Here is a 22,935-nt window from a genome sequence, read left to right as displayed (position 1 = left end):
ATTCGTAACCCTACTCGGCGGCCGTCTCCGATGGCGCCTCTGCCGGCCCCGAAGGCTCGGCCTCGGCACGGGGCTTGCGCCGTGAAAACAGCGACCTGAGCGTGACGTAGAACACCGGCGTCAGGAACAGGCCGACGAAGGTGACGCCGAGCATGCCGGAGAACACCGCGGTGCCCAGCGACTGGCGCATTTCTGCGCCCGGGCCCGTTGCGATCATCAGCGGCACGACGCCGAGGATGAACGAGAAAGCGGTCATCAGGATCGGCCGCAGCCTGAGCCGGCAGGCTTCGACGGCAGCCTCGGCGGCCGACAGGCCGCGTTCCTGCGCCTGGCGCGCGAATTCGACGATCAGGATCGCGTTCTTGGCGGCAAGCCCTATCAGCACGATGAGGCCGATCTGCACGAGGATGTTGTTGTCCAGCCCTCGGAAAGACACGCCGAGCAACGCCGCGAGCACGCCGAGCGGCACCACCAGCACAATGGCGAACGGCAGCACCCAGCTTTCATATTGCGCCGCCAGCGCCAGGAACACGAACAGCACCGACAGTCCGAAGATATAGACAGCGGCATTGCCGGTGTTGCGCTCCTGATAGGCGAGCTCGGTCCATTCATAGGAGGTACCGGCCGGCAGCGTCTTTGCCGTGATCCCTTCCATCAATGCCAGCGCGTCGCCCGTGGAAACGCCGGGCGCGGCGTTGCCCTGCAGCGGCACCGAGACGTACATGTTGTAGCGCTGGACCAGCGCCGGGCCGGTGACGTCGCGGATCTCGATCAACGTGCCGAGCGGAACCAGCGCGCCGGTCGCCGAGCGCACCTTCAGTTTCAAGATGTCGGCGCGATCGAGGCGGAACGCCTGGTCGGCCTGCGCCCGCACCTGGTAGACGCGCCCGAAAGCGTTGAAGTCGTTGACGTAGGCGGTGCCCAAATTGATCGACAGCGTCTCGAAGATGTTGGGGATCGGCACGTTCAGGATGCGCGCCTTGTCGCGATCGATCGCCAGGAAGAATTGCGGGCTCGACGCGGAGAACGTGGTGAACACGCCCGTCAGCCCCGGCGTCTTGTTGGCCATGCCGGCGATTTCGTTGGCAAGCGCCAGGATCTGCCGCATGTCGGCGCTGTTGCGCTCCTGGATCTGCAGCTTGAAGCCGCCGGCATTGCCGACGCCGCGGATCGGCGGCGGCGGCAGTGCGATAATGAAGGCTTCCTTGATGCTTTGCAGGCTGCCGAACAGATTGCCGATGACCTGGGTCGCCGACTGGCCGGCTTTCAGTCGCTCGTCAAACGGCTTGAACCTGGCGAAGATCACGCCCGCGTTGCTGGCGTTGGTGAAGGTCGCGCCGGAGAAGCCGGCGAAGGCGACTGCGTAGTCGACGCCTGGCGTTTTCTGGATGATCTGCGACGCCTGCTGGATGACCGCATCGGTCCTCGACAGCGAGGCGCCGTCCGGCAACTGGACGACGACGATCGCATAGCCCTGGTCGAGCGACGGAATGAAACCGCGCGGCACCGCCTGCACCATGTAGACCGTGGCGTAGATGAGGGCCGCGAAAACGGTCAGCATGGCGGCGATCGTTATCCACGACCCGACTAGCACGCGGATGATGCTCGAATACCAGTGGGCGACCCTGTCGAAGCCGCGATTGAAGCCGTCGGCGAGCGCCCGTCCGAACCGCGCCAGGAAAAAGCGCGGCGGCGCCGCCGCAGCGTGATGCGGCTTGAACAGCAGTGCCGCCAGCGCCGGCGAAAGCGTCAGCGAATTGAATGCCGAGATCGCCGTCGACACCGCGATGGTGATCGCAAACTGCAGGTAGAACTGCCCAGAAATGCCGGGGATGAAGGCTGTCGGTACGAACACGGCTATCAGCACCAGCGAGATCGCGATGACCGCCGTTCCGACTTCGTCCATGGTCAGGTGCGACGCCGGATTGGGCGCCAGCCCTCTGGCGATATTGCGCTCGACGTTCTCGACCACGACGATCGCATCGTCGACGACGATGCCGATCGCCAGAACGAGGCCGAACAGCGTCAGCATGTTGAGCGAGAAGCCGGCGGCGTAAAGCACCGCCAGCGTGCCGATCAGCGACACGGGGATCGCCACGATCGGCACGATCGCCATGCGCCACGATTGCAGGAAGACGATGATGACGATGATGACCAGCAGCATCGCCTCGAGGATTGTCTTGTATACCTCCTGGATCGACTCGGCGACGAACTCGGTCGGATTGTAGACGATGTCGTAGCTCAACCCCTTCGGGAAGTCGCGGGAAAGCTCCTTCATCTTGTCCTGGATCTCCGCGGCTGCGGCGAGCGCATTGGTGCTCGGCCGCTGGAAGATGGCGAGCGCCACGGCCGGTTTGCCGTTGAGATAGGAGTTGGTGACGTAATCCTTGGCGCCGAGCTCGATGCGCGCCACGTCCTGCAGCGAGATCAGACGGCCGTCGTCGGTCGATTTGACGATCACGTATCGGAAGTCGCGTGCGTCGTTGAAGCGGCCTTGCGTGGTGACCGTGTACTGGAACGCCGTGCCGGTGCTGGTCGGCGGCGCGCCGATCGAGCCACCCGACACCTGGACGTTCTGGTCGCGCAGCGCCTGCACCACATCGCCCGAGGTCATCCCCAGGGCGGACAGTTTTTCCGGATCGAGCCAGATGCGCAGCGAATATTCGCGTTCGCCGAAGATGATGAGGTCGCCGACGCCGTCGAGTCTGAGCAGTATGTCGCGCACCCGCGAGCGGGCGTAGTTCGAGACGTAGAGCTGGTCGTAGGTATTGTCGGGCGACAGCATGTGCACGACCATCATCAGGTCGGGCGAGGTCTTGGTGGTGGTGATGCCGAGGCGGCGGACTTCTTCGGGCAGGCGCGGCTCGGCGACCGACACGCGGTTCTGCACCAGCACCTGCGCCTGGTCGAGATCGGTGCCCAGCTTGAAGGTGATGGTCAGCGCCATCGCCCCGTCGCCCGATGAATAGGACGACATGTAGAGCATGCCCTCGACGCCGTTGATCTCCTGCTCGATCGGCGTTGCCACCGTCGCTGCGACCGTCTCGGCGTCGGCGCCCGGATACTGCGCGCGAACGACGATGGTCGGCGGCGCGATCTCGGGATATTGCGCGACCGGGAGCTGGGTATAAGCAATCCCGCCGAGGATCAGCAGGACGATCGAAACGACCGATGCGAAGATCGGACGGTCGACGAAGAAATGTGCGAACCTCATTGCTGCAACTCGGCGGTCTCGGCCTTGGGCGGCAACGTCACCATCTCGACCTTCACCTTGGTGCCGGGCCTGGCGTGCATCAGCCCGTTGACGATGATCGTCTCGTCGCCGGTCAGGCCCGCGCGGATCACCCGGTAGCCGTCGAGAAGCGGGCCGGTGCGCACAGGCTTGGCCGACACCATCCCGGCCTCATCCACCAGGAACACGATGCGGCGATCCTGATCGGCGCCGATCGCCTTGTCGGGCACCAGCACGCCGCTATGCGGCAGCGACCCCGGCACGTTGATGCGCCCAAACATGCCTGGCTGGAGAATGCCGTCGGCGTTGGGAAAACTTGCACGCACCCGCATGGTGCCGGTCGCGTTGTCGATCCGGTTCTCGGCAAAATCGAGCTTGCCTTTGAATACCGCCTCCGCGCGGTCGGCGACGCGAACCACCACCTCGAGCCCGCCGGCGCCTTCCTGCATGCTGCCGCCACGCTCCTTCGCGTCGCGGGCGTAGCTGAAATACAGGCGCTCATCGACGTCGAAATAGAAGTCGATCGGATCGCGCGTAACGATGGTCGTCAGCAAGGTAGAATCCGGCTGCACGAGGTTGCCGACCGACACCAGCCGGCGGTCGATGCGGCCGGACAAGGGCGCCTTGATCTCGGTGAATTCCATGTTCAGGCTGGCCGTCGTCAGCGCAGCCGTCGCGCCCTGCATCTGCGCCTGCGCCGAAAGGTATTCCCGCCGGCGGTCGTCGACCGTCGCGGTTGAGATATTGCCGGTCTTGGCGAGTTCGTCGGCGCGATCCAGCTGCATCTTGGAGAATTCGAGCAGACTCTTGGCGACGTCCACTTGCGATTTGGCGGCATCATAAGCCGCCTGGTACGGACGCTGGTCGATGGTGAAGAGCAGGTCGCCCTTGTTGACCAGTGCGCCGTCCTGGAAGCTGACCTTGTCCAGATAGCCGCTGACGCGCGAACGGATGGCGACCTGGTCGACGGCTTCGAAGCGCCCGACGAACTCGTCGTCCTCGACGATTTCACGGACCACCGGCTTGGCCGCCGTCACCGCGGGAAGCTGCTGGTCCTGCGCAAACGCAGTGCTGCTGAAAGCCATGCCGAGCAGGAATGCCGTCGAGATGGCGGCGCGGGCAAGCCAGCCGGCCGATCGACGGGGTCGCCCGCCCGCGTCGCGATGCAATTGCCCATTCTCTGGGGTGTCCATTTGCGTCCTCGCTCGCTGGACCGGAGGTCGGTTGATCCGCTTCTACGCTCAGGCTTCTCGTCGAGATCAGAGCACTGCAGTGTTGTGCATGGCAACATGATCATTTTCCATGTGGGCTGAAATGTCCACCCTGTGGCTGCCCCGCCACCGGGCTAAAAGTCAGTCGCGAATTAAGGGATTCAGGATTCCTTTGATGGACGGCCTATGATTCATATTGGTCGAAGGAGACCGATATGGGCATTACCACGCCGGCCGGATTCTAATGGACTGCAACACTTCGGCATCGAGCAGTGCGTTGACATATCCCTCCCGCTGCAGCCGTTGTTCCGTCTCGCTCGTTGAAGACGATACATCGACACAAAGAACCAGTTCGAGATCCACCGAGGAAACCTGCTCCGCCGTGGCCGACAGCGACGTTGTCAGGCTCACCGCCACAGCGAATAGCACGCCTCGTGCCCGTTCGGGTTTTCTCCGACCAGCGAAGCGTGGAATGAAGGACATCATCTCGGCGCGTCCATCCGGTTGGTCAAACGGGAGGATGCTGCGGCGGCAATTGCACGCGGCGTCAGCCGCGAAACCGCGCGCACCCAACTCGGCGACGGAAATGAAAAACCCGCCAAGGGGCGGGTCTAAATTACGTTTATGGTAGCGAGAGCCCGTTTTGCTGCTTCCCCCCCGAATGTTCCAATACCATTCGGCTGCCAGGACTCGGTCAGGAAGTAAGACCTCCATGCGCCTTCAGAATCCTGGCTTCTTGCAGCAGCGATGCACGATCGGTGCCAACCATGTCGATCAGGTCTCGAGCAAATCCGTTATGTGCGCGGCCGTCTCAACATCGTGCCGATGCGGAGGCGGACATGAGCGTGGCCCTACTGATGCCGCGCGAGCCGGTCCATGGGTGCGTTTGCTTCGGCCAACCTAGCCAGCGCTTGCTCGACTTTTTGAGCCGAGGCGTCTGTGCGCTGGATATGCCTCACCATTTCCCGCCTCAGCTGCGCGAGCCTTGCTGCGCGAAATACGTCGCCGTATCTCGCAGTTTCAAGGTGGAGGGTCGCGAGCCTCATGGGCGACGATTCCAATTATCTCGCAGTAGAATTCGCGGAGCCGACTTTCGTTCCGATGTCCGACCTTACGCTCGCAAAGGGCTGGCCGGAAGGCCGGGACGAGATCGTCCGATGATGCTGCTCAGTCGACCTGCTCAATCTCCGGACCTGGTTCAGTCGGCAGACCTGCCCGCAAAAGGCAAAGACAAACCTTCCGACCAGTGGAAGACCGTGACGCGGGAACGTGTCGAGCGGCTCGTCAACGCCTATCGCTCGGCAGAAAAGTCAGGCAACTAGAAAGCGCGTTCTGGTCTGCGGTCCAAGTCGAGATGATCAGGCAGTCCTGTCGTGGCAGTCAGCCCGGAGGGACCGCCGCGTGACCCGTGCGAACTCTGTCAGCGCTGCAGGGATCGATCTTCGTCAGCCGCGATCTCGCCTCTACCACGCGCCGTTGCGCGGCCTGTATTCTTCTGCACATCGCGAGATTCTCGGCCAGCATTTCTTCAGTGCGTTGAAGCGCGAGCTCGGTCCGGTGAATGCGCTGCCTGGCGTTGGCAACTTCTGACGTCAAAATATCGGCCGCCATCCCGTGGCCGTGGGGTTCCATAGTGTCCATTGATTTCTAATACATGGGGGCCGATATCGTTCCCTGATTTCGGGCGAAACGGCGGGCCGCAGACGGGCGGCGACACATTTTGAATCATTACCGTTAGGAGCCCGGAAGAAGAAAGTAGACGACGAAGTGATTGTTCGCCTCATTGATAGGTTGTCCGTTTAGCCCGCACTAGGCTGTGTCAGAGCGGGGCGGTTAGAATGCCGGCGTGACAGGCCAGTGAAAAGGCCATTCTGATCAACGACAGTTTCGATTGTTCGTCAGGCCGAATTCGCACGAAAATGGACAAAAGTTGAAACCAGAACCCCCAGGCCATGGTCTATCAAAGACCGAGGCCAGTGTTAGCGGCAATCAATCTTCGACCATCTCAAAATTGGAGCCGGAGATGTTGCGAACTCGCCAGTTGTGGCCTGCATTAGCCAATTCTGTGTTTAGCCACTTGGCAGGAGGAAGCTCTAGTCCTGCCATCATACGAGAAGTTATGCCGTCGTGGCTTAGGACGTACAGTCCGGCAAATTGCCGGACGATTTCAACGCGATTGGCGATTAGGTCCTTTTGAGCAGCATCCTTATCAACGGCCTTCGTCGTCGCGCTCAATCTCTCTTCAACTTCGGCCTGCAGTTTCGCGGGCACAGTAAGAAGTTTCGACACAAAGAAAATCGCCGCCAGCACCGTTGTCATACCTACGGCCGCCACAAGCTTTACTAGCGCTCCGGACATATCGCCAAGGAAATACCAAGTGGCAAAAAACACAGCGAAAAGCGGAGCCAGAGTAACTAGAATGCGCTCCCAATTGTTCCATCTGACCGATGCGAGACTTTCCCGCCAGGCGCGCTTTGCAATGGTCTTCCAGTAGGTCTTGGTCATTGCCGGTTCATAGCAGAATCGAGTTTCCAATTCAAACTGAGGGCAGATAGGCGTTCAGCTTGGGAAGCTAGCCCTTTCGACCCGATTCCAAGGACTTGCCTGTAAAACAGGCGGAAAGTCGCTTGTATGATATCAACGGGTTACGGCGGGATTGTAAAACCGTCGCGGCATCAGCACCGGTACTTATCAGTCTCGGCGATGAAGCACGTGAACTCGCGCTCGACCTCGAAGGCCGCCTCGTCTCTTGTGGCGGCGGTTCCTCGTCTCTTGTGGCGGCGGTTCCTCGCTGCCCGCGGCGCTGGCGCGCCTCGTCGAGGCCCTTGCGCGTCAGGCGGCGCGCGACGCTTATGAGCGCCGCCAGGAGAACACCCATGAAACGAGCGGCACTCTATGCCCGCTATTCAAGCGACCTGCAGACCGACAGGTCGATTGAGGACCAGGTAGCGCTCTGCTCGGACTATGCCGCCAAGCAGCAGCTGACCGTCGCCACCGTCTTTCACGACCGCGCCCGCTCCGGCGCCTCGATCATGGGCCGCGACGGCGTGCTGTCGATGATGGACGCCGCGCGCGACGGCCTGTTCGACGTCCCCATCGTCGAGGCGCTTGACCGCCTGTCGCGCGACCAGGAAGACCTCGCCGGCATCTACAAGCGGCTCACCCATCTCGGCATCGAAATCCGCGCCGTGCATGACGGCCGGGCAGACATCGTGCAGATCGGCATCCGCGGCCTGGTCGGCGCGCTATATCTACAGGATCTTGCGCAGAAGGTGCGGCGCGGCATGGCCGGCGTGGTGCGCGACGGCCGCAGCGCCGGCGGCAAGGCCTATGGCTATGCGCCGGTGCCGGGAAAGCTTGGCGAACTGTCGATCTTGCCGGAAGAAGCGGCGATCGTGCTGCGCATCTTCGAGGAGTATGCGGCCGGCCGAACGCCGCGCGACATCGCCGGCGGGTTGAACGATGACAACATTGCCCCGCCGCGCGGTCGCTACTGGTCGGGTGGGACTATCAACGGCAACCCAAAGCGAGGCTACGGCATTCTGCAGAATGCCATCTATGACGGCCGCATCGTCTGGAACCGTGTCCACATGGTCAAGGATCCGGATAGCGGCCGGCGCCAGTCGCGCGTCAATCCGAAGTCCGAGTGGCAGGAGCATGCCGCCGAGCATCTGCGCATCGTGCCGGCCGAGCTGTTCGCCGCGGTCAACAACCGCAAGCCGCGCAATCGTTGCGAGACGCCGCAGCGCAAGAACACGCGGCTGCTTTCAGGTCTGCTTCGCTGTGGCGCCTGCGGCTCGGGCATGTCGGTGAAGGACAAGATGGGACGGCTGACCCGCATCGTCTGCACGCGCGCCAAGGAATCGCGCTCGTGCACCAACACGCGGCCCTATGCCGTCGATCATATCGAGGCGACGGTGCTGGACGGTTTGCGCGCCAGGCTGAACGACAAGGCGCTGATCGACCACTATGTCGCCGCCTACAATGATGAGCATCAAAAGCTCTATTCGGGGCAGGGCGCCTCGCGCGAAAAGGCAGCGCAACGGCTTGACGCTGCCAAGCGCGAATATGACCGGGTGCTGAACGCCTACGTCAAAGGTATGATCTCCGAAGCCGAGGCCGAGCAGCGCCTGCCCGAGCTGCGCGCTGAGCGCCAGCGCCTCGAGGGCGAGCTCGCGGTGACGCCGCAGCCGCCCAAGGTCGTTACGCTGAAGCCGGCGCTGGTCACCCGCTATATCAGAGATCTCGAAGCGCTCGCCGCGGCGATCGGCGACAACGGTTTCGTCTCTGAAGAGGCCAAGAAGATCGTCCGCGACGTCGTGACCACAGTGACGGTCTACCCGCCAAAGGCGGGTGAGCAGCCGTCGATCCTGATCGATGGATATCTGTCCAACATGGTCGACCAGGGCCTGAGCCACCGCGTCTCCGTTCGGGGGGAGCGATGGTAGCGGGAGAGGGACTTGAACCCCCGACCCCAGGATTATGATTCCCGTGCTCTAACCAACTGAGCTACCCCGCCAGGGCGGCGAAGGCCCGAAATCCAGCTTAAATCGGCAGGCATATCGGCGCGTTCGCCAAGGTCGCGCGGATATAAGGTTGCGAGGCCAAGCCTGTCAAGCATCGAAGTGGCTGCCGCGCCGGCATATTGCTGGCGCCTAAAGCTTTGCCGGGCAGACATTTGGGCGCACAGGCCGGGGTTGAGTTCGGCGAGGCACGTCGCTATGTCTCGCCCACGAAAGCCATGGTCAGAAATTGATGAAACCGCGCATTGCAGTCCTGGGTTGCGGATACTGGGGAAGCAACCACATCCGCACCCTCAAGGCGCTCGGCGCGCTGCACGCGGTTTCGGACGTCAACCCTGCGCGTGCGGAAGGTTTTGCCAGCGAGCAGGATTGCCTGGCGATCGAGCCGGAGGCGCTGTTTGCCCGCGACGATGTCGACGCCATTGTCATGGCGCTGCCGCCGCAGTTCCATGCCGACATGGCGGTGCGCGCCGTGCTCGGCGGCAAGGACGTGCTGGTGGAGAAGCCGATCGCGCTGACGGTGCCCGACGCCGAGCGCTCGGTGCAGGCTGCCGCCGACAATGGCCGTGTCTTCATGGTCGGCCATGTGCTGCGCTTCCATCCCGCATTCGAGACGCTGAAGGCGCTGATCGACAATGGCGAGCTCGGCGAGGTCCGCTACATCCATTCGCACCGGCTCGGCCTCGGCAAGTTCCACACCGAAAACGATGCGTTGTGGGATCTGGCGCCGCACGATCTGTCGATGATCCTCGCCATCACCGGCACCGAGCCGGTCGAGGTGCGCGGCGAAGGCGCTGCCCTTCTCGACAATCTCAGCGACTTTGCGCATCTGCACATGCGCTTTCCCAACGGCCTGCGCGGCCATCTGTTCGCCTCGCGGCTCAACCCTTACCGCGAACGGCGGCTGACCGTGGTCGGCACCAAGGCGATGGCGGTGTTCGACGATGTCGAGCCGTGGGAGCGCAAGCTTGCCGTCTACCGCCACGCGGTGTGGCAGGACAGCGGCCAATGGGCGTTCACCGCCAACGAGCCGTCTTATGTGGCGGTCGGCGAGGGCATGCCGCTGACGCGCGAGCTGGAGCATTTCATCCACTGCATCGAGACGCGGGCCGAACCGCGCACCAGCGGCGAGGAAGCCATCCGAGTGCTGCGCATCCTGACCGCCGGCACCGTCGCCCACACCAGGCCCTAAGCGAAAAACGCCGTCTATTCGGCGGGAACCCGCGCCGGCTGGACGGCAAGCCGCGTCAGCATCGCCTCGGCTTCGGCGCCGCGCTCGGAGCGCTCGATGAAGCCGCCGCCGAACACGCGCGCCTCGTTGCCGTCGTCGGAATAGAGCACGCAGGCCTGACCGGGCGCGATGCCGGACTCGCCGTCGACCAGCTCCACCGAAGTGACGCCCGCGCGGTGATGCAGCACGGCCGGGCGCGGCGGCCGCGTCGAGCGCACCTTGGCGAAAAGCTCGAGCCCGGCCGCCAGGATCTCGGTCAGCGGGCCATCGCCCAGCCAGTTCATGTTGCGCAAGAAGATCTTGTGGGTTTCCAGCGCCTCGCGCGGGCCGACGACGACGCGGGCCCGGTCGGCGTCGAGATGGACGACGTAGAGCGGCTCGCCGGAGGCGATGCCGATGCCGCGGCGCTGACCGACGGTGTAGCGCAAAATGCCTTCGTGGCGGCCAAGCACGCGCCCGTCTATATGGACGATGTCGCCCGGATTGGCGGCAGCCGGCTTCAGCTTGGCGATGATGTCGGAATATTTGCCCTGCGGCACGAAACAGATGTCCTGGCTGTCCTGCTTGGCGGCGACCGTCAGTCCCATCTCCTCGGCGATGGCGCGAACCTCAGGCTTCGACAGGCCGCCGAGCGGAAAACGCAGATAGTCGATCTGCGCCTGGGTGGTGGCGAACAGGAAGTAGCTCTGGTCGCGGTCGGCGTCGACCGGCCGGTAAAGCGCGCGGTGGGCGCCATTGGCGCCGGAACGGATGTAGTGACCGGTGGCCAGCGCGTCGGCGCCGAGTTCCTTGGCGGTCGCGAGAAGATCGGCGAATTTCACCGTCTGATTGCAGGAGACGCAAGGGATCGGCGTTTCGCCGGCGACATAGCTCTCGGCGAACGGGTCAATCACCGCCTTGCGGAAGCGCTCCTCGTAATCGAGCACGTAATGCGGGATGGCGAGCGTCTCGGAGACGCGGCGGGCATCGTCGATGTCCTGGCCGGCGCAGCATGAGCCGGCCCGGTGCGTTGCCGCGCCGTGGTCGTAAAGCTGCAGCGTGACGCCGACGACGTCGTAGCCCTCGTGCTTTAAGAGACCGGCAACAACCGACGAATCGACACCGCCCGACATGGCGACGACGACACGGGTGTTTTCGGGGCGTCCGGGAAGATCGAGGCTGTTCATGGTTCTTTCGTTCTGCGCGGCGCTTCAATGCCAATGGCCGGAATATAGGTCAAGCGTCCCGGCCGCGCCAGCTTTGCAGGCCGGCTCATTTTTCCAGCCGGGTTCAATGCGCGTGCCGGCAGATATCTCAAATGCCGATGAAAAGACTAACGCGGCGTTCATGATCCTTACCTATCCATTAGGGTCTGCTTAGCCAAATTTTAAAGCTGTGGCGGTAATGTGGTGGGGATTGGGTCTTTGAGTTTTTTGTAGAGAGTACGATGACCGATCTAATTAGACCGCGAGTCAAATACGTTATCGGGCCTGACGGCAGCCCACTTACCATCGCCGATCTGCCGCCGACGAACACACGTCGCTGGGTTATCCGGCGCAAGGCGGAAGTGGTGGCGGCGGTGCGTGGCGGGCTTTTGAGCCTGGAAGAGGCGTGCCAGCGCTACAAGCTCACCACCGAGGAATTCCTGTCCTGGCAGGCGTCGATCGACGAATACGGCCTTGCCGGGCTGCGCACCACGCGCATCCAGCAATACCGGCATTAGTCCGATAAGGGCGCTGATCCGCGCCCTTAAAGTTTGCCGGAGCGACGATCTGGGATTTCAGACCGTCAGCACCACCTTGCCGATCGGCCTGGTGGCGAGAAAGGCATGGGCGGCACCGGCCTGTTCGAGCGGAAACGCCTTTGCCACGTGGACGGCCAGCTTTTTCGCGTCGATCAATTTGCCGAGTTCCACCAGAGCGGCACGGTCGGGCACCACGGACATGCGCTCGACGCGGATGCCTTGCGTCCTGGCCTTTGCCTTGGTGGCATCGCTGACATCGAGCAGCGACACCAGAACACCGCCGGCCTTGAGCACTTTTAGCGATTGCTCCGCATGCTCGCCGCCGAACGGCTCCAGAACGAGATCGATGTCGCGAGCCTTTCCGGTGAAATCATCCTCTGTGTAGTCGATCACCTCGTCGGCGCCGAGCGAGCGGACGAAATCGAGCTTTTCCGGGCTGGCGGTCGCGACGACGTAAGCACCGCGCGCCTTGGCGATCTGCACCGCCAGATGGCCGACGCCGCCGGCTCCGGCGTGGATCAGCACGCGCTGGCCAGGATTGAGCCGGCCATGGCGGACAAGGCCTTGCCAGGCCGTCAGGCCGGCCAGCGGCAGCGCGGCGGCTTGGGCGTGGTCTATGCCTTCAGGTTTCGGCGCAAGCTCATCAGCCGGGATAGTGGCGAGTTCGGCGTAAGCTGCCGCCTGTTTGGGAAAGCGCGACATGCCAAAGACGGCATCGCCGACCTTAAGGCCGGACAGGCCGGAGCCCAGCGCCTCGACAGTTCCCGAAACGTCCCAACCAAGGATGAAGGGCGGCTCGCCAAGCAGCGGATAGTGGCCGCCGCGCACTGCGCCGTCGACCGGATTGATGCCGGCCGCCTCGATGCGGACCAGCACTTCGCCGGCCTCGGGTGATGGCGCGGGACGATCGGCAATGACGAGGACGTTGGGTGCGCCGAAGGAATTCTGGATGATGGCACGCATGGGAGGCTCTCTCCTGCTGGTTTGATATGCCACTATCATTTGGATAGTAATATTCTCTTGTCTAGTATGTACCTTTTTGATATATACGCACCTCATGGATAGCGAAGATTGTTTCCCTTCCGGTTATGACGCGTTCCGACGGACGTGCCCCTCGCACGCGGTGCTTGAGACGCTCGCCAGCAAATGGGTCCACCTGGTGATTTGTGCGTTGCGCCGGGGCCGGCTCCGCAACGGCGAATTGGCGCGCAAGCTCGAAGGCATCACCCCGAAAATGCTGACGCAGACGCTGCGTATCCTGGAACGCGACGGCCTGGTGCGGCGCGAGGTGTTCCCGGTCATTCCCCCGCGGGTCGAATACGAGCTGACCGAACTTGGCCAGAACCTGGCAGGACTGCTCAATCAGATCAGGGCCTGGTCGGAGCAGCATGTGCCCGACATCAAGGACGCCCGCGCGCGGGCGGCCGAACAGCAAGAAGATCTGGATGCCTGAGGCCGGCACCGTTCGGTGCACAGCAATAGCGCTCAAGCGCGACGCGCGTTAAAGCCTTGTTTTCAGCCGATCATGGCGCTGCGGCCGCCGGCTTCCGTGTCGCGCGCCTTGGTGTCGCGCGATTCGAGCATCTCGGCCTTGGAAAGCTCCGCTTCGGCTTCGCTCAGCAATGATTCGGCGACATTTCGCTGCTGGGCGAGGTCGCTTTGCGAATTTCTGAGGTTGTCGCGGCGCAGGCGTGCCGCCTTGGCGAAGGTCGGATAGGCAAAATGATTGATGTCGGTGATGCCGGCCTTCTTCTCTTCGGCCGCGATCTGAAGTTCCAGCTCGACGGCCATGCGCTCGAACTCGGCGATCATCATGTCGAGCTGCAGCAGCTGCCGCCGCTTCTCGCTCACCTGAAATTGCTTCAGCCGAACGAGGTTTTCACGTGACTTCATGATTCGGTACTCCCGGAAACGCACACCTGCACATATCGTCCAATTCACCCGGCAAGGCCCAGGCTTCACCCGTTTCCACCGGCTTTCCCGGAACTATGGGAAACAAACTCCTAAAGTTTTTTGCCGGCGGTAACCATTCGTTTACGGGCATTGTTAATCATACGGCTCAGGACTTAAGGGCGGGTAAAAATTCTGCTACTCGTCGCGAAACCCGGCCAACGAGTCCGAAGAGTCACTTAGTCTGGCTTATTAATGTGCTGCATTAACGGTTTGGGTCTGTGATTCATTATTGGATTCAACAAGGTGTAGAAAGGGGTTAAAAAATCTGATACCGTCATGGACGGGGAATTAGGTTTTATTAACCATTCGATGGCAGCCTCTGCTCAGGCAATCACTGCTCCGGTCCTGGACGGGTCGTGAAATGGTCCGGCAGCAGAAAAGGGGAATGAAATGCGCGTTCTGCTGATAGAAGACGACAGTGCAACCGCACAAAGCATCGAGCTGATGCTGAAATCGGAAAGTTTCAATGTCTATACGACCGACCTTGGTGAAGAGGGTGTCGATCTAGGCAAGCTTTACGATTACGACATCATTCTCCTCGATCTCAATCTCCCCGACATGTCGGGTTATGAAGTTTTGAGGACACTTCGCCTGTCCAAGGTGAAGACGCCGATCCTCATCCTCTCCGGCATGGCCGGTATCGAGGACAAGGTGCGCGGCCTTGGCTTCGGCGCCGACGATTACATGACCAAGCCCTTCCACAAGGACGAACTGGTCGCCCGCATCCATGCCATCGTGCGGCGTTCCAAGGGCCATGCCCAGTCGGTCATCACCACCGGCGACCTGGTGGTCAATCTCGATGCCAAGACCGTTGAAGTCGGTGGCCAGCGCGTGCATCTGACCGGCAAGGAATATCAGATGCTGGAGCTGCTCTCGCTGCGCAAGGGTACCACGCTGACCAAGGAAATGTTCCTCAATCATCTCTATGGCGGCATGGACGAACCGGAGCTGAAGATCATCGACGTCTTCATCTGCAAGCTGCGCAAGAAGCTCGACGCCGCATCGGGCGGGCAGAATTACATCGAGACCGTCTGGGGCCGCGGCTATGTGCTGCGTGAGCCGGAAGATATCCGCGTCAGCGCCTGATCCCGAAAAGTGGATGCCGGTTTTCGGAAAAGAACACAGTAAAACAATAAGATAGAGCCTCATCCCGATTTCATCGGAATGGAACGACCCCTGATCAGGCGGCAATCTTCAAGGCGCGGAAGCACTCGAGCAATTGCGGCCGGTTGAACGGCTTCAGCAGGTAACCCTGGGCGCCGGCGCGTTTTGCCCGCATGATCGCCCCGACGTCGACCTCGACCAGCGAAATCAGAACTTGCGGCAATACCGGGCTTTCCATGGAGCGCACGCGACGGATGAGGTCCTGCGCCTGCATGTCCGGCAAGGCGCCGTCGACGACGATGATGTCCGGCATGTCGGCAGTGCACATCTCGATCGCCTCATGGCCGCTGGCGGCTTCGATCACCATCATGCCGGAGCCGCCCAGGATACGCTTTGCAACCTTCCTGATGACGCTCGAATTGTCGACGAACATGCAGCGTTTCATTCCCGGACCCTCTTTGCCATGCGGCGAACCGGCAGCGTCGTGGCATCTGCCGGGGAACATAGGCCGATCTGGTAAAGAAGCCGAAAAGCCGTTAGCTAAAATTTTCCTGAAGGTGTTGTAAGCGAAATCTTCTTTCGCAATGCTTCGTCCAATCAATCCGCAAGCCCGTCTCGCAGATGTTAAGACAGTGCCGCAAATATGACCTGGAGAAATACTTCGCGCTCTTTTGGAGAACTTCAGGCTACGGAAAGGACGATCTCGTCGGCGGTCGCATGGATCGATATCGTCATGTTGGCTTCGCGGGCCAAAAGCAGCGTGTAATAGGGTTGCACCGAATGCGCGTCGATCGGCTCTTCCGGTCTGTGGCCGGAATGCAATTCCAGGAATTTGGGCGGCACGCGCAGCATCGGGCCGCTCGCCGCGAGCGCAAAGCGCGGCTCGGTCTCGAGGTTCTCCAGCGTGACCACCAGCCTGCCGCCGCGCGGAATGGCGGCGTTGGCGACGAGGATGAGGTTGAGCAGCAGCTTGACCTTGTTCTTGGGCAATAGGGCGCGGGTTCCGTTCCAGACCAGTTCCGGCTTCTCGTTCTTCAGGAAGGCGATGGCCACGGCCTCGGCGTCCCCGGTGTCGATCAGCATGCCGGCCGAACCGGCGGCGCCGAAGGCGATGCGGGCGAATTGCAGGCGGGCGGAGGCGTTTTTGGCGCTTTGGCGGATCAGCTTCATGGCGTCTTCGTCGGCGCCGCCTTCGTCGAGCAGTTCAAGCCCGTTGTTTATGGCGCCGACCGGCGAAATGATGTCGTGGCAGACCCGGCTGCACAGCAGCGCTGCCAGGTCGGGTGCGGAAAGGGTGAAAAGCTCGGCCATCGGCAAAAATCCCTGCAAATTTCACAACAAAATGACCGGGCGATCATGATCACGCCTGTCCACACGAATCACCCTCTCTCCCAAGCATTGTGAATACACAGCGCTTGTGCGTGCAGCAACAAATCCAAAATTATCATTGTCGAAAATGGTGTGTTCACGCAGCCTGGCTGCTGCGCGGGCATGCGAAAACAGCCTTCGAACCGCCATGTTCATGTGAGAGTTTAATGGTTGAAAAAGGATTACGGCATAGTTTGCCCCTAACAGTCATCCTTAACGGCCGCCAAAGAGCCGTACGGGTGCGAGGCGTCGGCGAAAGTGCTCCCTGACGGAGATTGGAAGCATGGTTTCCCGATTCTACGACCGGACTTTTTTCCGTGTCATCTCAATGACGATCGCGCTCATCGGCCTTGTCGCCTTTTCGACATCGGCCGCGCGGGCGCAAGAGTACACCGCCCAGGAGATCGTTGATTCCGGTCATAAATTCTTCGGCGCGACATCGGGTGGGCTGGCCACGGTCGTCGAGAAGATTTTCGCCACCTATGGCCTGCCGAACGGCTATCTGCTCGGCGAAGAGGGGTCCGGGGCGCTGATCGGTGGCCTGACCTATGGCGAAGGCACGCTCTACACCAAGAATGCCGGCGATCACAAAGTGTTCTGGCAAGGCCCGTCGCTCGGCTGGGATTTCGGCGGCGAGGGCTCGCGCGTGATGATGCTGGTCTACAATCTCGACGATGTGAGCAGCCTCTATAACCGCTTTGGCGGCGTCGCCGGCTCTGCCTATGTCATCGCCGGCGTCGGTTTCAACGTGCTGAAGAACAACAATGTGCTGCTCGTGCCGATCCGTACCGGCGTCGGCGCCCGTCTTGGCGTCAATCTCGGCTACCTCAAGCTCACCCAACGCGCGACCTGGAATCCGTTCTGACCTGCACGATGGCGCCACTGCGGTTGGCCCTGTGATCCCACGGTCTGAGCTTTGCCGCGGCAGACCCTTGCCGCGGCGCCGGATTTCCGTCATGCGAAGATGGCAAAGTCGAACTTTGACCATTGCCTGCCGCCCATAACGGCCGGCCATGCATAACGGATAGTCATCTTGGTCCAGTCGATCCTGTTCTTTGTCCTCGGCTTTCTCTGCGCGGGCTTTCTGGCGCTGATGATTGCCCCGGCCGTCTGGCGGCGGGCGGTGGCGCTGACGCGCAGGCGCGTCGAGGGTTCGATGCCGCTGACGCTGGCCGAGATCCAGGCGGACAAGGATCGCGTCCGCGCCGAGTTCGCCGTTTCGGCGCGCCGGCTCGAAATGACCATCAAGTCATTGCGCGAGAAAGCCGCCGAACAGCTGGTCGAGATCGGCCGCGACCGCGAAGCCCTGAAGGAATTGGCGGCCGAGCGGCAGGACAAGAACCGGGTCGTCGCCGACCTCACAACCAGGAGCGAGGAGCTTCGCAAGCGCGATGAGCAGCTGCAGCAGCTGTCGGAGAGGCTTGCGGAGACCGAGCGCGCGCTCGAAAAGCGCGGGCTCGAACTGCGAAAACTGGAGCACATGTATGACGACGCCAGTTTTTCGTCCAGCAGCCGGCAGATCGAGCTGGTGGCGCGCGAATCCGAGCTGCAGAAGCTGGCAAGCGACATTTCGCTGCTGCGCGGCCAGCGCAAGGAGGCGGACAGGCGCAGCCAGGAATTGACAGCCGAAAGCAAGGTTTTGCGGGACGTGCTGAAGGCCGAGAAGAAAAGAACCGGTGAACTGGAAAAGAAGGTCGAACGCCTGCTCGCCACGCTGGCCGATCGCGAGGACAGGCTGGAGCGCCGCGAGAAGGAACTGGTGCGCCTTCGCGAAAGGGCGAAAGGCGCTGAAAGCCCGCCTGCGGCGGGTCTTGCCGGCGTGCCAGGCAGCCAGGTCAATGCGGCCGCCAACGGCGACATCGAAAAGGCAACCGCCAAGCTCGATGCCGACCGCGAGCGGCTGGAGGCCAGGCTGACATCGCTGGCACGCGAGAACAGGAGGCTCAAGACAGATCTTGCTGCCGTCGAAACATCGAAATCACACGCCGGAGACGATACCGGCAGCGCCAGCGCGGCATTGCGCGAAGAGATGAACGATCTGGCGGCGCAAGTCGTCGCCTTGACGGCAAAGCTCGACGGGCCGGATTCGCCGATCGCCCGGGCGCTTGCAGCGCCTGAGGATGCGCGGCCGGAGAGCGGCGGACGCAGCCTTGCCGATCGGGTGCGGGCGCTGCAGAAGGCCGCATCGACCAACTGAGACGCCGCAAGCGCAAGAGCGGGACGCCCCCGGCCTAAAGCGCGTCGTGTTCGACCGGCCTCATGCGACGCGCTTTATGTTCTTGTTTTGATGCATGTCGTTACCGCAAAACCGCTGCACACTTTTGCGCGACATGCATCAGGCCCCGGAAAAATGATGAAGTGCGATGGCTGACGCCGCTGCGACATTCAGGCTGTCGAAATCCTGCGCCATACCGATCCGCAGCGTCTGCAGGCGAGCAAGCAGGCTTTCCGGCAGGCCTTCGCCCTCGGTGCCGAGATAGAGAGCCAACCGCTCGTTTCTCTTGGCATCGCGAATGTCGATTTGCCCGCGCGGCGACAACGCGAATTGGCTGAAGCCTTGCTGGTCGAGTATGGCGATGCAGCCGGCGGCGTCGGCAAAGGAGGCGAAGGGGACTTTCAAGGCGGCGCCCACCGAGACGCGGATTGCCTTGCGGTACAGCGGATCGCAGCAGGTCGGATCGAGAAGCACGGCATCCGCGCCAAAGGCGGCGGCATTGCGGAAGATCGAGCCCATATTGTCATGATTGGCGATGCCGACCAGCACAACGATCAGCGCGCGGGCGGGCAGCGCGCCGAGCAAGGCCTCAGCGGAGATGGCCGCACCTTTGCGGCCGATCGCCAATATGCCGCGATGCATGTGGAATCCGGCGATCCTGTCCATGATTTCGCTGGATGCGACATAGATCGGGAGCCCGGCAGGCGCCTTGCGGAGGACGTCATCGAGGCCGGCCAGCCGGTTTTCGAGTACCAGCACCGATTCTGTCTCGAAGCGCCGGGCGGCGAGCAGCGTGTCGAGCACCACCTTGCCTTCGGCGACGAAACGGCCTTGCCGGCCGGCAAGATCTCGCTCCCGGATGTCGAGATAGGCGGCGACGCGGGGATCCTGCGGGTCGTCTATGCGGATCGGATTCATGGCTTCCTCGGCCGACCATGGCATCGGCCGCGAATCGGGATTCGGTTTCGGAAGGCATGATGCCGGATCCGAAGCTCGGACCGTATCTCAGCGTCCAAATGGATGCACGCCGTTCGAACGGTCAAGCCCAATCACTGGACGCCGGGCCGAGGCCCCCTGGCGACGAGAAATACTTGATTCCGCGGCACGGCCCTTCGGCCAAGCCGCTTCAATTCAGAATTTCGATCGGGCGAAGGAACCACACAGGGCCATGCCGCGTCATAGAAGCGGGCTCCTGCTGCAGTCCTGGGAGGACATCGATGATCAGGCTCCTCCTCGTCTTCGCCGCCACGCTTGCCCTCGCATGCGGCGTGGCTCGCGCAGCCAAGCTCGATCCAGCCACCGTCAATCAGGCCCAATTCACTATCGGCGAACCGAAGGGTGTCGATCCGATGCTGCTGAAGGCGCAGATCCTTCTGGATCGCGCCCGCTTCTCGCCGGGCCTGATCGACGGTCGTCTTTCCCAGAACTTCGCCAAGGCCGTCGCCGCGTTTCAGGCGGCAAACGGACTTCCGCCCGACGGCAAGCTCGATCCACAGACCTGGAGCAAACTCATCGCAACCTCCGCCAGGCCGGTGCTGGTGACCTATGAGGTGATGCGCAAGGACGTGCGCGGACCTTTCACCAAGCGTATTCCGGCCCGCTTGGAGAGGATGGCCCGCTTGCGGCGGCTCGGTTACCGCAATGCGGTGGAGAAGTTGGCCGAGCGCTTCCATATCAGCGAACAATTGTTGAGAATGCTTAGTCCTGGCACCAGTCTCAGGAAACCAGGCAGGACGTTGGTGGTGCCTGATGTCGGCAGGGGCGACCCTGCCGCCGGGGTTGCCGCCGTCGAGATCGACAAGGGCGCTCGCCTGGTGCGTGTGCTCGACCGTGCCGGCAAATGGCTGGCGGTCTACCCCGCCTCGATTGGGAGCGATGAGAAACCGGCGCCAAGCGGCACGGCAGAGGTCAAGCGCGTGGTGCACAACCCTACCTATCACTACGATCCGGACTTCGCTTTCAAGGGGGTCAAGACCAAGCGGCCCTTCACCATCGCTGCCGGGCCGAACAATCCCGTGGGATTGGTCTGGATCGATCTCTCCATCGAAAGCTACGGCATCCACGGTACGCCCGAACCGGGCAAGATCGGCACGACCTTTTCGCATGGCTGCATCCGGTTGACCAATTGGGATGCCGAAGACCTTGCTTCCATGGTGCAGCCGGGCACGAAGGTCGAGTTCAAGGACGAGATTGCGCAGGCCGCCGACGAGCGCGCTGAGTAGCAGGCGGACTTGGCAGCAAAGCGGACTTGCCGGCCAAACGGACTTGGCGGGGCATCCTCCGCTCCGGCCGCCCCGGCCAATCAGGTCCCGGCGCGACGCAGCCGGTGAGCCATCTGCGACAGTTCACCTTCGCCGAAAATGCCGTCCAGCATGTGCAGCAGTTCGCGTACCGCGCCGGATTTGCAGGAATAATAGATCATTTGCCGGTCGCGACGGGTCTCGACAAGGTCGGAAGCCCTGAGCTTGGCCAGATGCTGCGACAAAGCGGATTGGCTGAGCGACACTTTCTCGGCTATGGCGCCGACCGACATTTCGCCCTCGGCCAGATAGCTCATGATCAACAAACGTTTTTCGTTGCCCATCAGCGTCAGAAACGCGGCCGCGGCTCCGGCGTTGGCGACTAGCTTGTTCGAGACCATAGATCCCCCATGCCTTCCTGCTCATCCGCCGCTATGGGGGCAATAGCGTCGGATTCCATAGACTTTCCCTATAGATGCACGCCAGCGATTCAGCGTCACTCGCAAAGGTAGAACATTTCGCTCAAATCTCAAGGCTTGCTTTCCATGCAAGCCGATTAACTGTGCGGCTGTGATCAATTTGCCGATCGGGCAGCCTTTGCCATGTCGACCAGGACAGGCCTGAGGTCGCGTGCCGCCTGCAGCGGATTGGGAAAAAAGACCCGGCAGACATTGTCGCCGGATACGAGATCCATCCCGTCGGCGTCGAAGCCGGTGACGATCCAGCCGTCGCGCTCGGCCCCGCCGAAATGACTTGCGTAGAGGGCAATCGCATCGAGATGGTCGGCGTTCATGTGGTCGAGTGCCGATTGCTCGCCGGCGGCAAGCTCTTCAACGATTGCTCCCGTCGCGACCAGATCGGCGCGTTCGAGCAGATAGGCCTTGCCGAAGCCGCCGTTCAGGCTGGCGCGCTCCGGTTCGAGCCGGAAGATCGAGAAGTCGCCGAGCCCGGCATAGAGCTTCGCCTTGGGATTGCGGTTGAGGTAGCGCCGCTCGGCGCGGGCGTGTTCGTTCGATCCGCGTTCGAGCCGTACGGCGCGGCAGACGAGCGTCAATCGCGGATGCGCCAGCGGATCGCCCTTGCCGGGTTCGCCGACGAGCAGCGAGCAGCGCGGGTCGGCAAGGATAGCGCCGGTATGGGCGGACAGCATCGACACCAGGATCAATGGCGTGCCGTCGATGTCGGTGGCGACACCGACCCTGCTGGCCAGCGGCGAACCGGTTCCTGGCTCGAGCACTGCCAGCGCGCCGAAACGGGCGCTGCGGATCAGCGTCTTTGCCAGCCTGATCGCCTCGGCGTCGGTCGCGCGGATCACGTCTTTCCTGGGTTCGTCCAAAGCACCACCGTCGCGTTTACTTCGGCGCCATGCGGATGGCGCCATCGAGGCGAATGGTCTCGCCGTTGAGCATCTGGTTCTCGATGATGTGCAAGGCAAGTGCGGCATATTCCGAAGGCTCGCCCAAACGGGAAGGGAAGGGCACTGCCGCACCGAGCGAATCCTGCACCTCCTGCGGCATGCCGGCCATCATCGGCGTCCTGAAGATGCCGGGCGCGATGGTGCAGACGCGAATGCCGGAGCGGGCGAGATCGCGCGCCACCGGCAGCGTCATGCCGACGACGCCGCTTTTGGATGCCGAATAGGCCGCCTGGCCGATCTGGCCGTCATAGGCGGCGACCGATGCGGTGTTGACGATGACGCCGCGCTCGCCGCCCTGCAGCGGCTCGAGCTTCGCGGTCCGGTCGGCAACCAGGCGGATCATGTTGAAGGTGCCGATCAGATTGACCTCGATCACCTTGCGGTATTGGTCGAGCGGATGTGGTCCGTCCTTGCCGATCGTCTTCATGCCGATAACGATGCCGGCGCAATTGACCAGGATGCGCGGCTCGCCGAGCGTCTCAGCCACTTCCGCGACAGCAGCGGCACCGCTTTCCGCGTCGCTCACATCGCATCGGACGGCAATGCCGCCGATGTCGGCCGCCACCTTGGCCGCCCGCTCGATGCCGAGATCGAGGACGGCAACCCTGGCGCCGCCGGCGGCAAGAGCGCGCGCCGTCGCCTCGCCAAGGCCGGAGCCGCCACCGGTGACGATCGCAATCTGGCCGTTCGGGTTCATCTCGACGTCCTCCTCCGAGCC

23 protein-coding genes and 1 tRNA gene are annotated in these 22,935 nt (G+C 62.3%); 10 read left to right on the top strand and 14 right to left on the bottom strand.

Going from position 1 to position 22,935, the window contains the following annotated elements; translation table 11 throughout:
- Nucleotides 1-10: 10 nt before the first annotated feature.
- The 3 genes from NKH71_RS05350 to NKH71_RS05340 all read right to left on the bottom strand — a co-directional run bounded on the left by NKH71_RS05350 (nt 11) and on the right by NKH71_RS05340 (nt 5,157).
- Nucleotides 11-3,214: an efflux RND transporter permease subunit gene (locus NKH71_RS05350; protein WP_352591652.1), complete on the bottom strand. Its 3,204-nt coding sequence runs from the start codon at nt 3,212-3,214 to the stop codon at nt 11-13.
- The gene (locus NKH71_RS05345) at nt 3,211-4,317 is read right to left on the bottom strand and encodes an efflux RND transporter periplasmic adaptor subunit (protein WP_352894674.1); all 1,107 of its coding nucleotides are present in this window, start codon (nt 4,315-4,317) and stop codon (nt 3,211-3,213) included. Before NKH71_RS05345 ends, NKH71_RS05350 begins: the two co-directional genes overlap by 4 nt.
- A gap of 348 nt (nt 4,318-4,665) precedes the next feature.
- Nucleotides 4,666-5,157: a DUF1194 domain-containing protein gene (locus NKH71_RS05340; protein WP_352894616.1), complete on the bottom strand. Its 492-nt coding sequence runs from the start codon at nt 5,155-5,157 to the stop codon at nt 4,666-4,668.
- A 443-nt stretch (nt 5,158-5,600) separates the two neighbouring features.
- On the opposite strand from NKH71_RS05340, the gene NKH71_RS05335 reads away from it, so the two are divergent.
- On the top strand, nt 5,601-5,765 hold the full coding sequence (locus tag NKH71_RS05335; RefSeq protein ID WP_023719283.1) for a hypothetical protein: 165 nt from the start codon (nt 5,601-5,603) through the stop codon (nt 5,763-5,765).
- Between the two features lie 79 nt (nt 5,766-5,844).
- Nucleotides 5,845-6,033 (top strand): hypothetical protein, encoded by a 189-nt coding sequence (locus NKH71_RS05330; protein ID WP_352482032.1) that lies wholly within the window; start codon nt 5,845-5,847, stop codon nt 6,031-6,033.
- A gap of 399 nt (nt 6,034-6,432) precedes the next feature.
- Here the strand turns inward: NKH71_RS05330 and NKH71_RS05325 are convergent, their stop codons facing one another.
- Nucleotides 6,433-6,948, bottom strand: a complete 516-nt coding sequence (locus NKH71_RS05325) for a hypothetical protein (protein ID WP_023719281.1) — start codon at nt 6,946-6,948, stop codon at nt 6,433-6,435.
- A gap of 371 nt (nt 6,949-7,319) precedes the next feature.
- Between NKH71_RS05325 and NKH71_RS05320 the strand changes: the two genes are divergently transcribed.
- A complete protein-coding gene (locus NKH71_RS05320; protein WP_352894614.1) occupies nt 7,320-8,891 on the top strand; it encodes a recombinase family protein in 1,572 nt (523 codons plus the stop codon).
- Here the strand turns inward: NKH71_RS05320 and NKH71_RS05315 are convergent.
- Nucleotides 8,886-8,962 (bottom strand) — tRNA-Met (locus tag NKH71_RS05315). The two genes, NKH71_RS05320 and NKH71_RS05315, sit on opposite strands and share 6 nt — an antisense overlap.
- 236 nt (nt 8,963-9,198) lie before the next feature.
- Between NKH71_RS05315 and NKH71_RS05310 the strand changes: the two genes are divergently transcribed.
- Nucleotides 9,199-10,158, top strand: a complete 960-nt coding sequence (locus NKH71_RS05310) for a Gfo/Idh/MocA family protein (protein ID WP_352482033.1) — start codon at nt 9,199-9,201, stop codon at nt 10,156-10,158.
- Between the two features lie 14 nt (nt 10,159-10,172).
- Here NKH71_RS05310 and mnmA read toward each other — a convergent pair whose 3' ends face one another.
- Nucleotides 10,173-11,363 carry a tRNA 2-thiouridine(34) synthase MnmA gene (mnmA, locus tag NKH71_RS05305; protein ID WP_023719279.1) on the bottom strand — a complete coding sequence of 397 codons (1,191 nt, stop codon included), beginning with the start codon at nt 11,361-11,363 and terminating at the stop codon, nt 10,173-10,175.
- Nucleotides 11,364-11,623: 260 nt separating this feature from the next.
- Here mnmA and sciP point away from each other — a divergent pair, with 260 nt between their 5' ends.
- The gene (gene sciP, locus NKH71_RS05300; RefSeq protein ID WP_023679563.1) at nt 11,624-11,899 is read left to right on the top strand and encodes a CtrA inhibitor SciP; all 276 of its coding nucleotides are present in this window, start codon (nt 11,624-11,626) and stop codon (nt 11,897-11,899) included.
- A gap of 57 nt (nt 11,900-11,956) precedes the next feature.
- Here the strand turns inward: sciP and NKH71_RS05295 are convergent, their stop codons facing one another.
- Entirely contained in the window at nt 11,957-12,883 is a 927-nt protein-coding gene (locus NKH71_RS05295) for an NADP-dependent oxidoreductase (RefSeq protein WP_352787800.1), read from the bottom strand.
- A gap of 94 nt (nt 12,884-12,977) precedes the next feature.
- On the opposite strand from NKH71_RS05295, the gene NKH71_RS05290 reads away from it, so the two are divergent.
- Nucleotides 12,978-13,373: a winged helix-turn-helix transcriptional regulator gene (locus NKH71_RS05290; protein WP_023719276.1), complete on the top strand. Its 396-nt coding sequence runs from the start codon at nt 12,978-12,980 to the stop codon at nt 13,371-13,373.
- Between the two features lie 62 nt (nt 13,374-13,435).
- Here the strand turns inward: NKH71_RS05290 and NKH71_RS05285 are convergent, their stop codons facing one another.
- A complete protein-coding gene (locus NKH71_RS05285; protein ID WP_023719275.1) occupies nt 13,436-13,813 on the bottom strand; it encodes a flagellar export protein FliJ in 378 nt (125 codons plus the stop codon).
- 450 nt (nt 13,814-14,263) lie between these two features.
- Here NKH71_RS05285 and ctrA point away from each other — a divergent pair, with 450 nt between their 5' ends.
- On the top strand, nt 14,264-14,959 hold the full coding sequence (gene ctrA, locus NKH71_RS05280; protein WP_006203583.1) for a response regulator transcription factor CtrA: 696 nt from the start codon (nt 14,264-14,266) through the stop codon (nt 14,957-14,959).
- A gap of 94 nt (nt 14,960-15,053) precedes the next feature.
- Here the strand turns inward: ctrA and NKH71_RS05275 are convergent, their stop codons facing one another.
- Nucleotides 15,054-15,422 (bottom strand): response regulator, encoded by a 369-nt coding sequence (locus NKH71_RS05275; RefSeq protein ID WP_023719274.1) that lies wholly within the window; start codon nt 15,420-15,422, stop codon nt 15,054-15,056.
- A 236-nt stretch (nt 15,423-15,658) separates the two neighbouring features.
- Nucleotides 15,659-16,288: a histidine phosphotransferase ChpT gene (gene chpT / locus NKH71_RS05270; protein WP_023719273.1), complete on the bottom strand. Its 630-nt coding sequence runs from the start codon at nt 16,286-16,288 to the stop codon at nt 15,659-15,661.
- Between the two features lie 385 nt (nt 16,289-16,673).
- On the opposite strand from chpT, the gene NKH71_RS05265 reads away from it, so the two are divergent.
- A complete protein-coding gene (locus NKH71_RS05265) occupies nt 16,674-17,210 on the top strand; it encodes a DUF1134 domain-containing protein (protein WP_245278600.1) in 537 nt (178 codons plus the stop codon).
- 168 nt (nt 17,211-17,378) lie between these two features.
- Nucleotides 17,379-18,542 carry a coiled-coil domain-containing protein gene (locus NKH71_RS05260; RefSeq protein WP_352787798.1) on the top strand — a complete coding sequence of 388 codons (1,164 nt, stop codon included), beginning with the start codon at nt 17,379-17,381 and terminating at the stop codon, nt 18,540-18,542.
- A gap of 138 nt (nt 18,543-18,680) precedes the next feature.
- Here the strand turns inward: NKH71_RS05260 and NKH71_RS05255 are convergent, their stop codons facing one another.
- Complete coding sequence (locus tag NKH71_RS05255) at nt 18,681-19,478, bottom strand: TrmH family RNA methyltransferase (protein WP_352894611.1); 798 nt, start codon at nt 19,476-19,478, stop codon at nt 18,681-18,683.
- A 299-nt stretch (nt 19,479-19,777) separates the two neighbouring features.
- Between NKH71_RS05255 and NKH71_RS05250 the strand changes: the two genes are divergently transcribed.
- Nucleotides 19,778-20,782: a L,D-transpeptidase family protein gene (locus NKH71_RS05250; protein ID WP_352787793.1), complete on the top strand. Its 1,005-nt coding sequence runs from the start codon at nt 19,778-19,780 to the stop codon at nt 20,780-20,782.
- Nucleotides 20,783-20,862: 80 nt separating this feature from the next.
- Here the strand turns inward: NKH71_RS05250 and NKH71_RS05245 are convergent, their stop codons facing one another.
- The 3 genes from NKH71_RS05245 to NKH71_RS05235 form a co-directional block, all read right to left on the bottom strand.
- Nucleotides 20,863-21,201, bottom strand: a complete 339-nt coding sequence (locus tag NKH71_RS05245; RefSeq protein WP_023719268.1) for an ArsR/SmtB family transcription factor — start codon at nt 21,199-21,201, stop codon at nt 20,863-20,865.
- Between the two features lie 173 nt (nt 21,202-21,374).
- Nucleotides 21,375-22,181 carry a HugZ family pyridoxamine 5'-phosphate oxidase gene (locus NKH71_RS05240; protein ID WP_198030492.1) on the bottom strand — a complete coding sequence of 269 codons (807 nt, stop codon included), beginning with the start codon at nt 22,179-22,181 and terminating at the stop codon, nt 21,375-21,377.
- Nucleotides 22,153-22,914 (bottom strand): 3-hydroxyacyl-CoA dehydrogenase, encoded by a 762-nt coding sequence (locus NKH71_RS05235; RefSeq protein WP_352642757.1) that lies wholly within the window; start codon nt 22,912-22,914, stop codon nt 22,153-22,155. Before NKH71_RS05235 ends, NKH71_RS05240 begins: the two co-directional genes overlap by 29 nt.
- Between the last annotated feature and the right edge of the window lie 21 nt (nt 22,915-22,935).

Origin of the sequence: Mesorhizobium sp. M0983 (assembly GCF_040318975.1) — a bacterium.
In the GTDB taxonomy this organism is placed as follows: domain Bacteria; phylum Pseudomonadota; class Alphaproteobacteria; order Rhizobiales; family Rhizobiaceae; genus Mesorhizobium.
The sequence above is the reverse complement of the archived record's forward strand: the minus strand, read 5'-3'. Positions and strand labels throughout refer to the sequence as shown.

Bases quoted from the DNA above. Each gene is read 5' to 3' on its own strand.
- NKH71_RS05350 (WP_352591652.1), bottom strand. From the start codon at position 3,214: ATGAGGTTCGCACATTTCTTCGTCGACCGTCCGATCTTCGCATCGGTC.
- NKH71_RS05345 (WP_352894674.1), bottom strand. From the start codon at position 4,317: ATGGCTTTCAGCAGCACTGCGTTTGCGCAGGACCAGCAGCTTCCCGCG.
- NKH71_RS05340 (WP_352894616.1), bottom strand. From the start codon at position 5,157: ATGGAGGTCTTACTTCCTGACCGAGTCCTGGCAGCCGAATGGTATTGG.
- NKH71_RS05335 (WP_023719283.1), top strand. From the start codon at position 5,601: ATGATGCTGCTCAGTCGACCTGCTCAATCTCCGGACCTGGTTCAGTCG.
- NKH71_RS05325 (WP_023719281.1), bottom strand. From the start codon at position 6,948: ATGACCAAGACCTACTGGAAGACCATTGCAAAGCGCGCCTGGCGGGAA.
- NKH71_RS05320 (WP_352894614.1), top strand. From the start codon at position 7,320: ATGAAACGAGCGGCACTCTATGCCCGCTATTCAAGCGACCTGCAGACC.
- NKH71_RS05310 (WP_352482033.1), top strand. From the start codon at position 9,199: ATGAAACCGCGCATTGCAGTCCTGGGTTGCGGATACTGGGGAAGCAAC.
- mnmA (WP_023719279.1), bottom strand. From the start codon at position 11,363: ATGAACAGCCTCGATCTTCCCGGACGCCCCGAAAACACCCGTGTCGTC.
- sciP (WP_023679563.1), top strand. From the start codon at position 11,624: ATGACCGATCTAATTAGACCGCGAGTCAAATACGTTATCGGGCCTGAC.
- NKH71_RS05295 (WP_352787800.1), bottom strand. From the start codon at position 12,883: ATGCGTGCCATCATCCAGAATTCCTTCGGCGCACCCAACGTCCTCGTC.
- NKH71_RS05290 (WP_023719276.1), top strand. From the start codon at position 12,978: ATGGATAGCGAAGATTGTTTCCCTTCCGGTTATGACGCGTTCCGACGG.
- NKH71_RS05285 (WP_023719275.1), bottom strand. From the start codon at position 13,813: ATGAAGTCACGTGAAAACCTCGTTCGGCTGAAGCAATTTCAGGTGAGC.
- ctrA (WP_006203583.1), top strand. From the start codon at position 14,264: ATGCGCGTTCTGCTGATAGAAGACGACAGTGCAACCGCACAAAGCATC.
- NKH71_RS05275 (WP_023719274.1), bottom strand. From the start codon at position 15,422: ATGAAACGCTGCATGTTCGTCGACAATTCGAGCGTCATCAGGAAGGTT.
- chpT (WP_023719273.1), bottom strand. From the start codon at position 16,288: ATGGCCGAGCTTTTCACCCTTTCCGCACCCGACCTGGCAGCGCTGCTG.
- NKH71_RS05265 (WP_245278600.1), top strand. From the start codon at position 16,674: ATGACGATCGCGCTCATCGGCCTTGTCGCCTTTTCGACATCGGCCGCG.
- NKH71_RS05255 (WP_352894611.1), bottom strand. From the start codon at position 19,478: ATGAATCCGATCCGCATAGACGACCCGCAGGATCCCCGCGTCGCCGCC.
- NKH71_RS05250 (WP_352787793.1), top strand. From the start codon at position 19,778: ATGATCAGGCTCCTCCTCGTCTTCGCCGCCACGCTTGCCCTCGCATGC.
- NKH71_RS05245 (WP_023719268.1), bottom strand. From the start codon at position 21,201: ATGGTCTCGAACAAGCTAGTCGCCAACGCCGGAGCCGCGGCCGCGTTT.
- NKH71_RS05240 (WP_198030492.1), bottom strand. From the start codon at position 22,181: ATGGCGCCATCCGCATGGCGCCGAAGTAAACGCGACGGTGGTGCTTTG.
- NKH71_RS05235 (WP_352642757.1), bottom strand. From the start codon at position 22,914: ATGAACCCGAACGGCCAGATTGCGATCGTCACCGGTGGCGGCTCCGGC.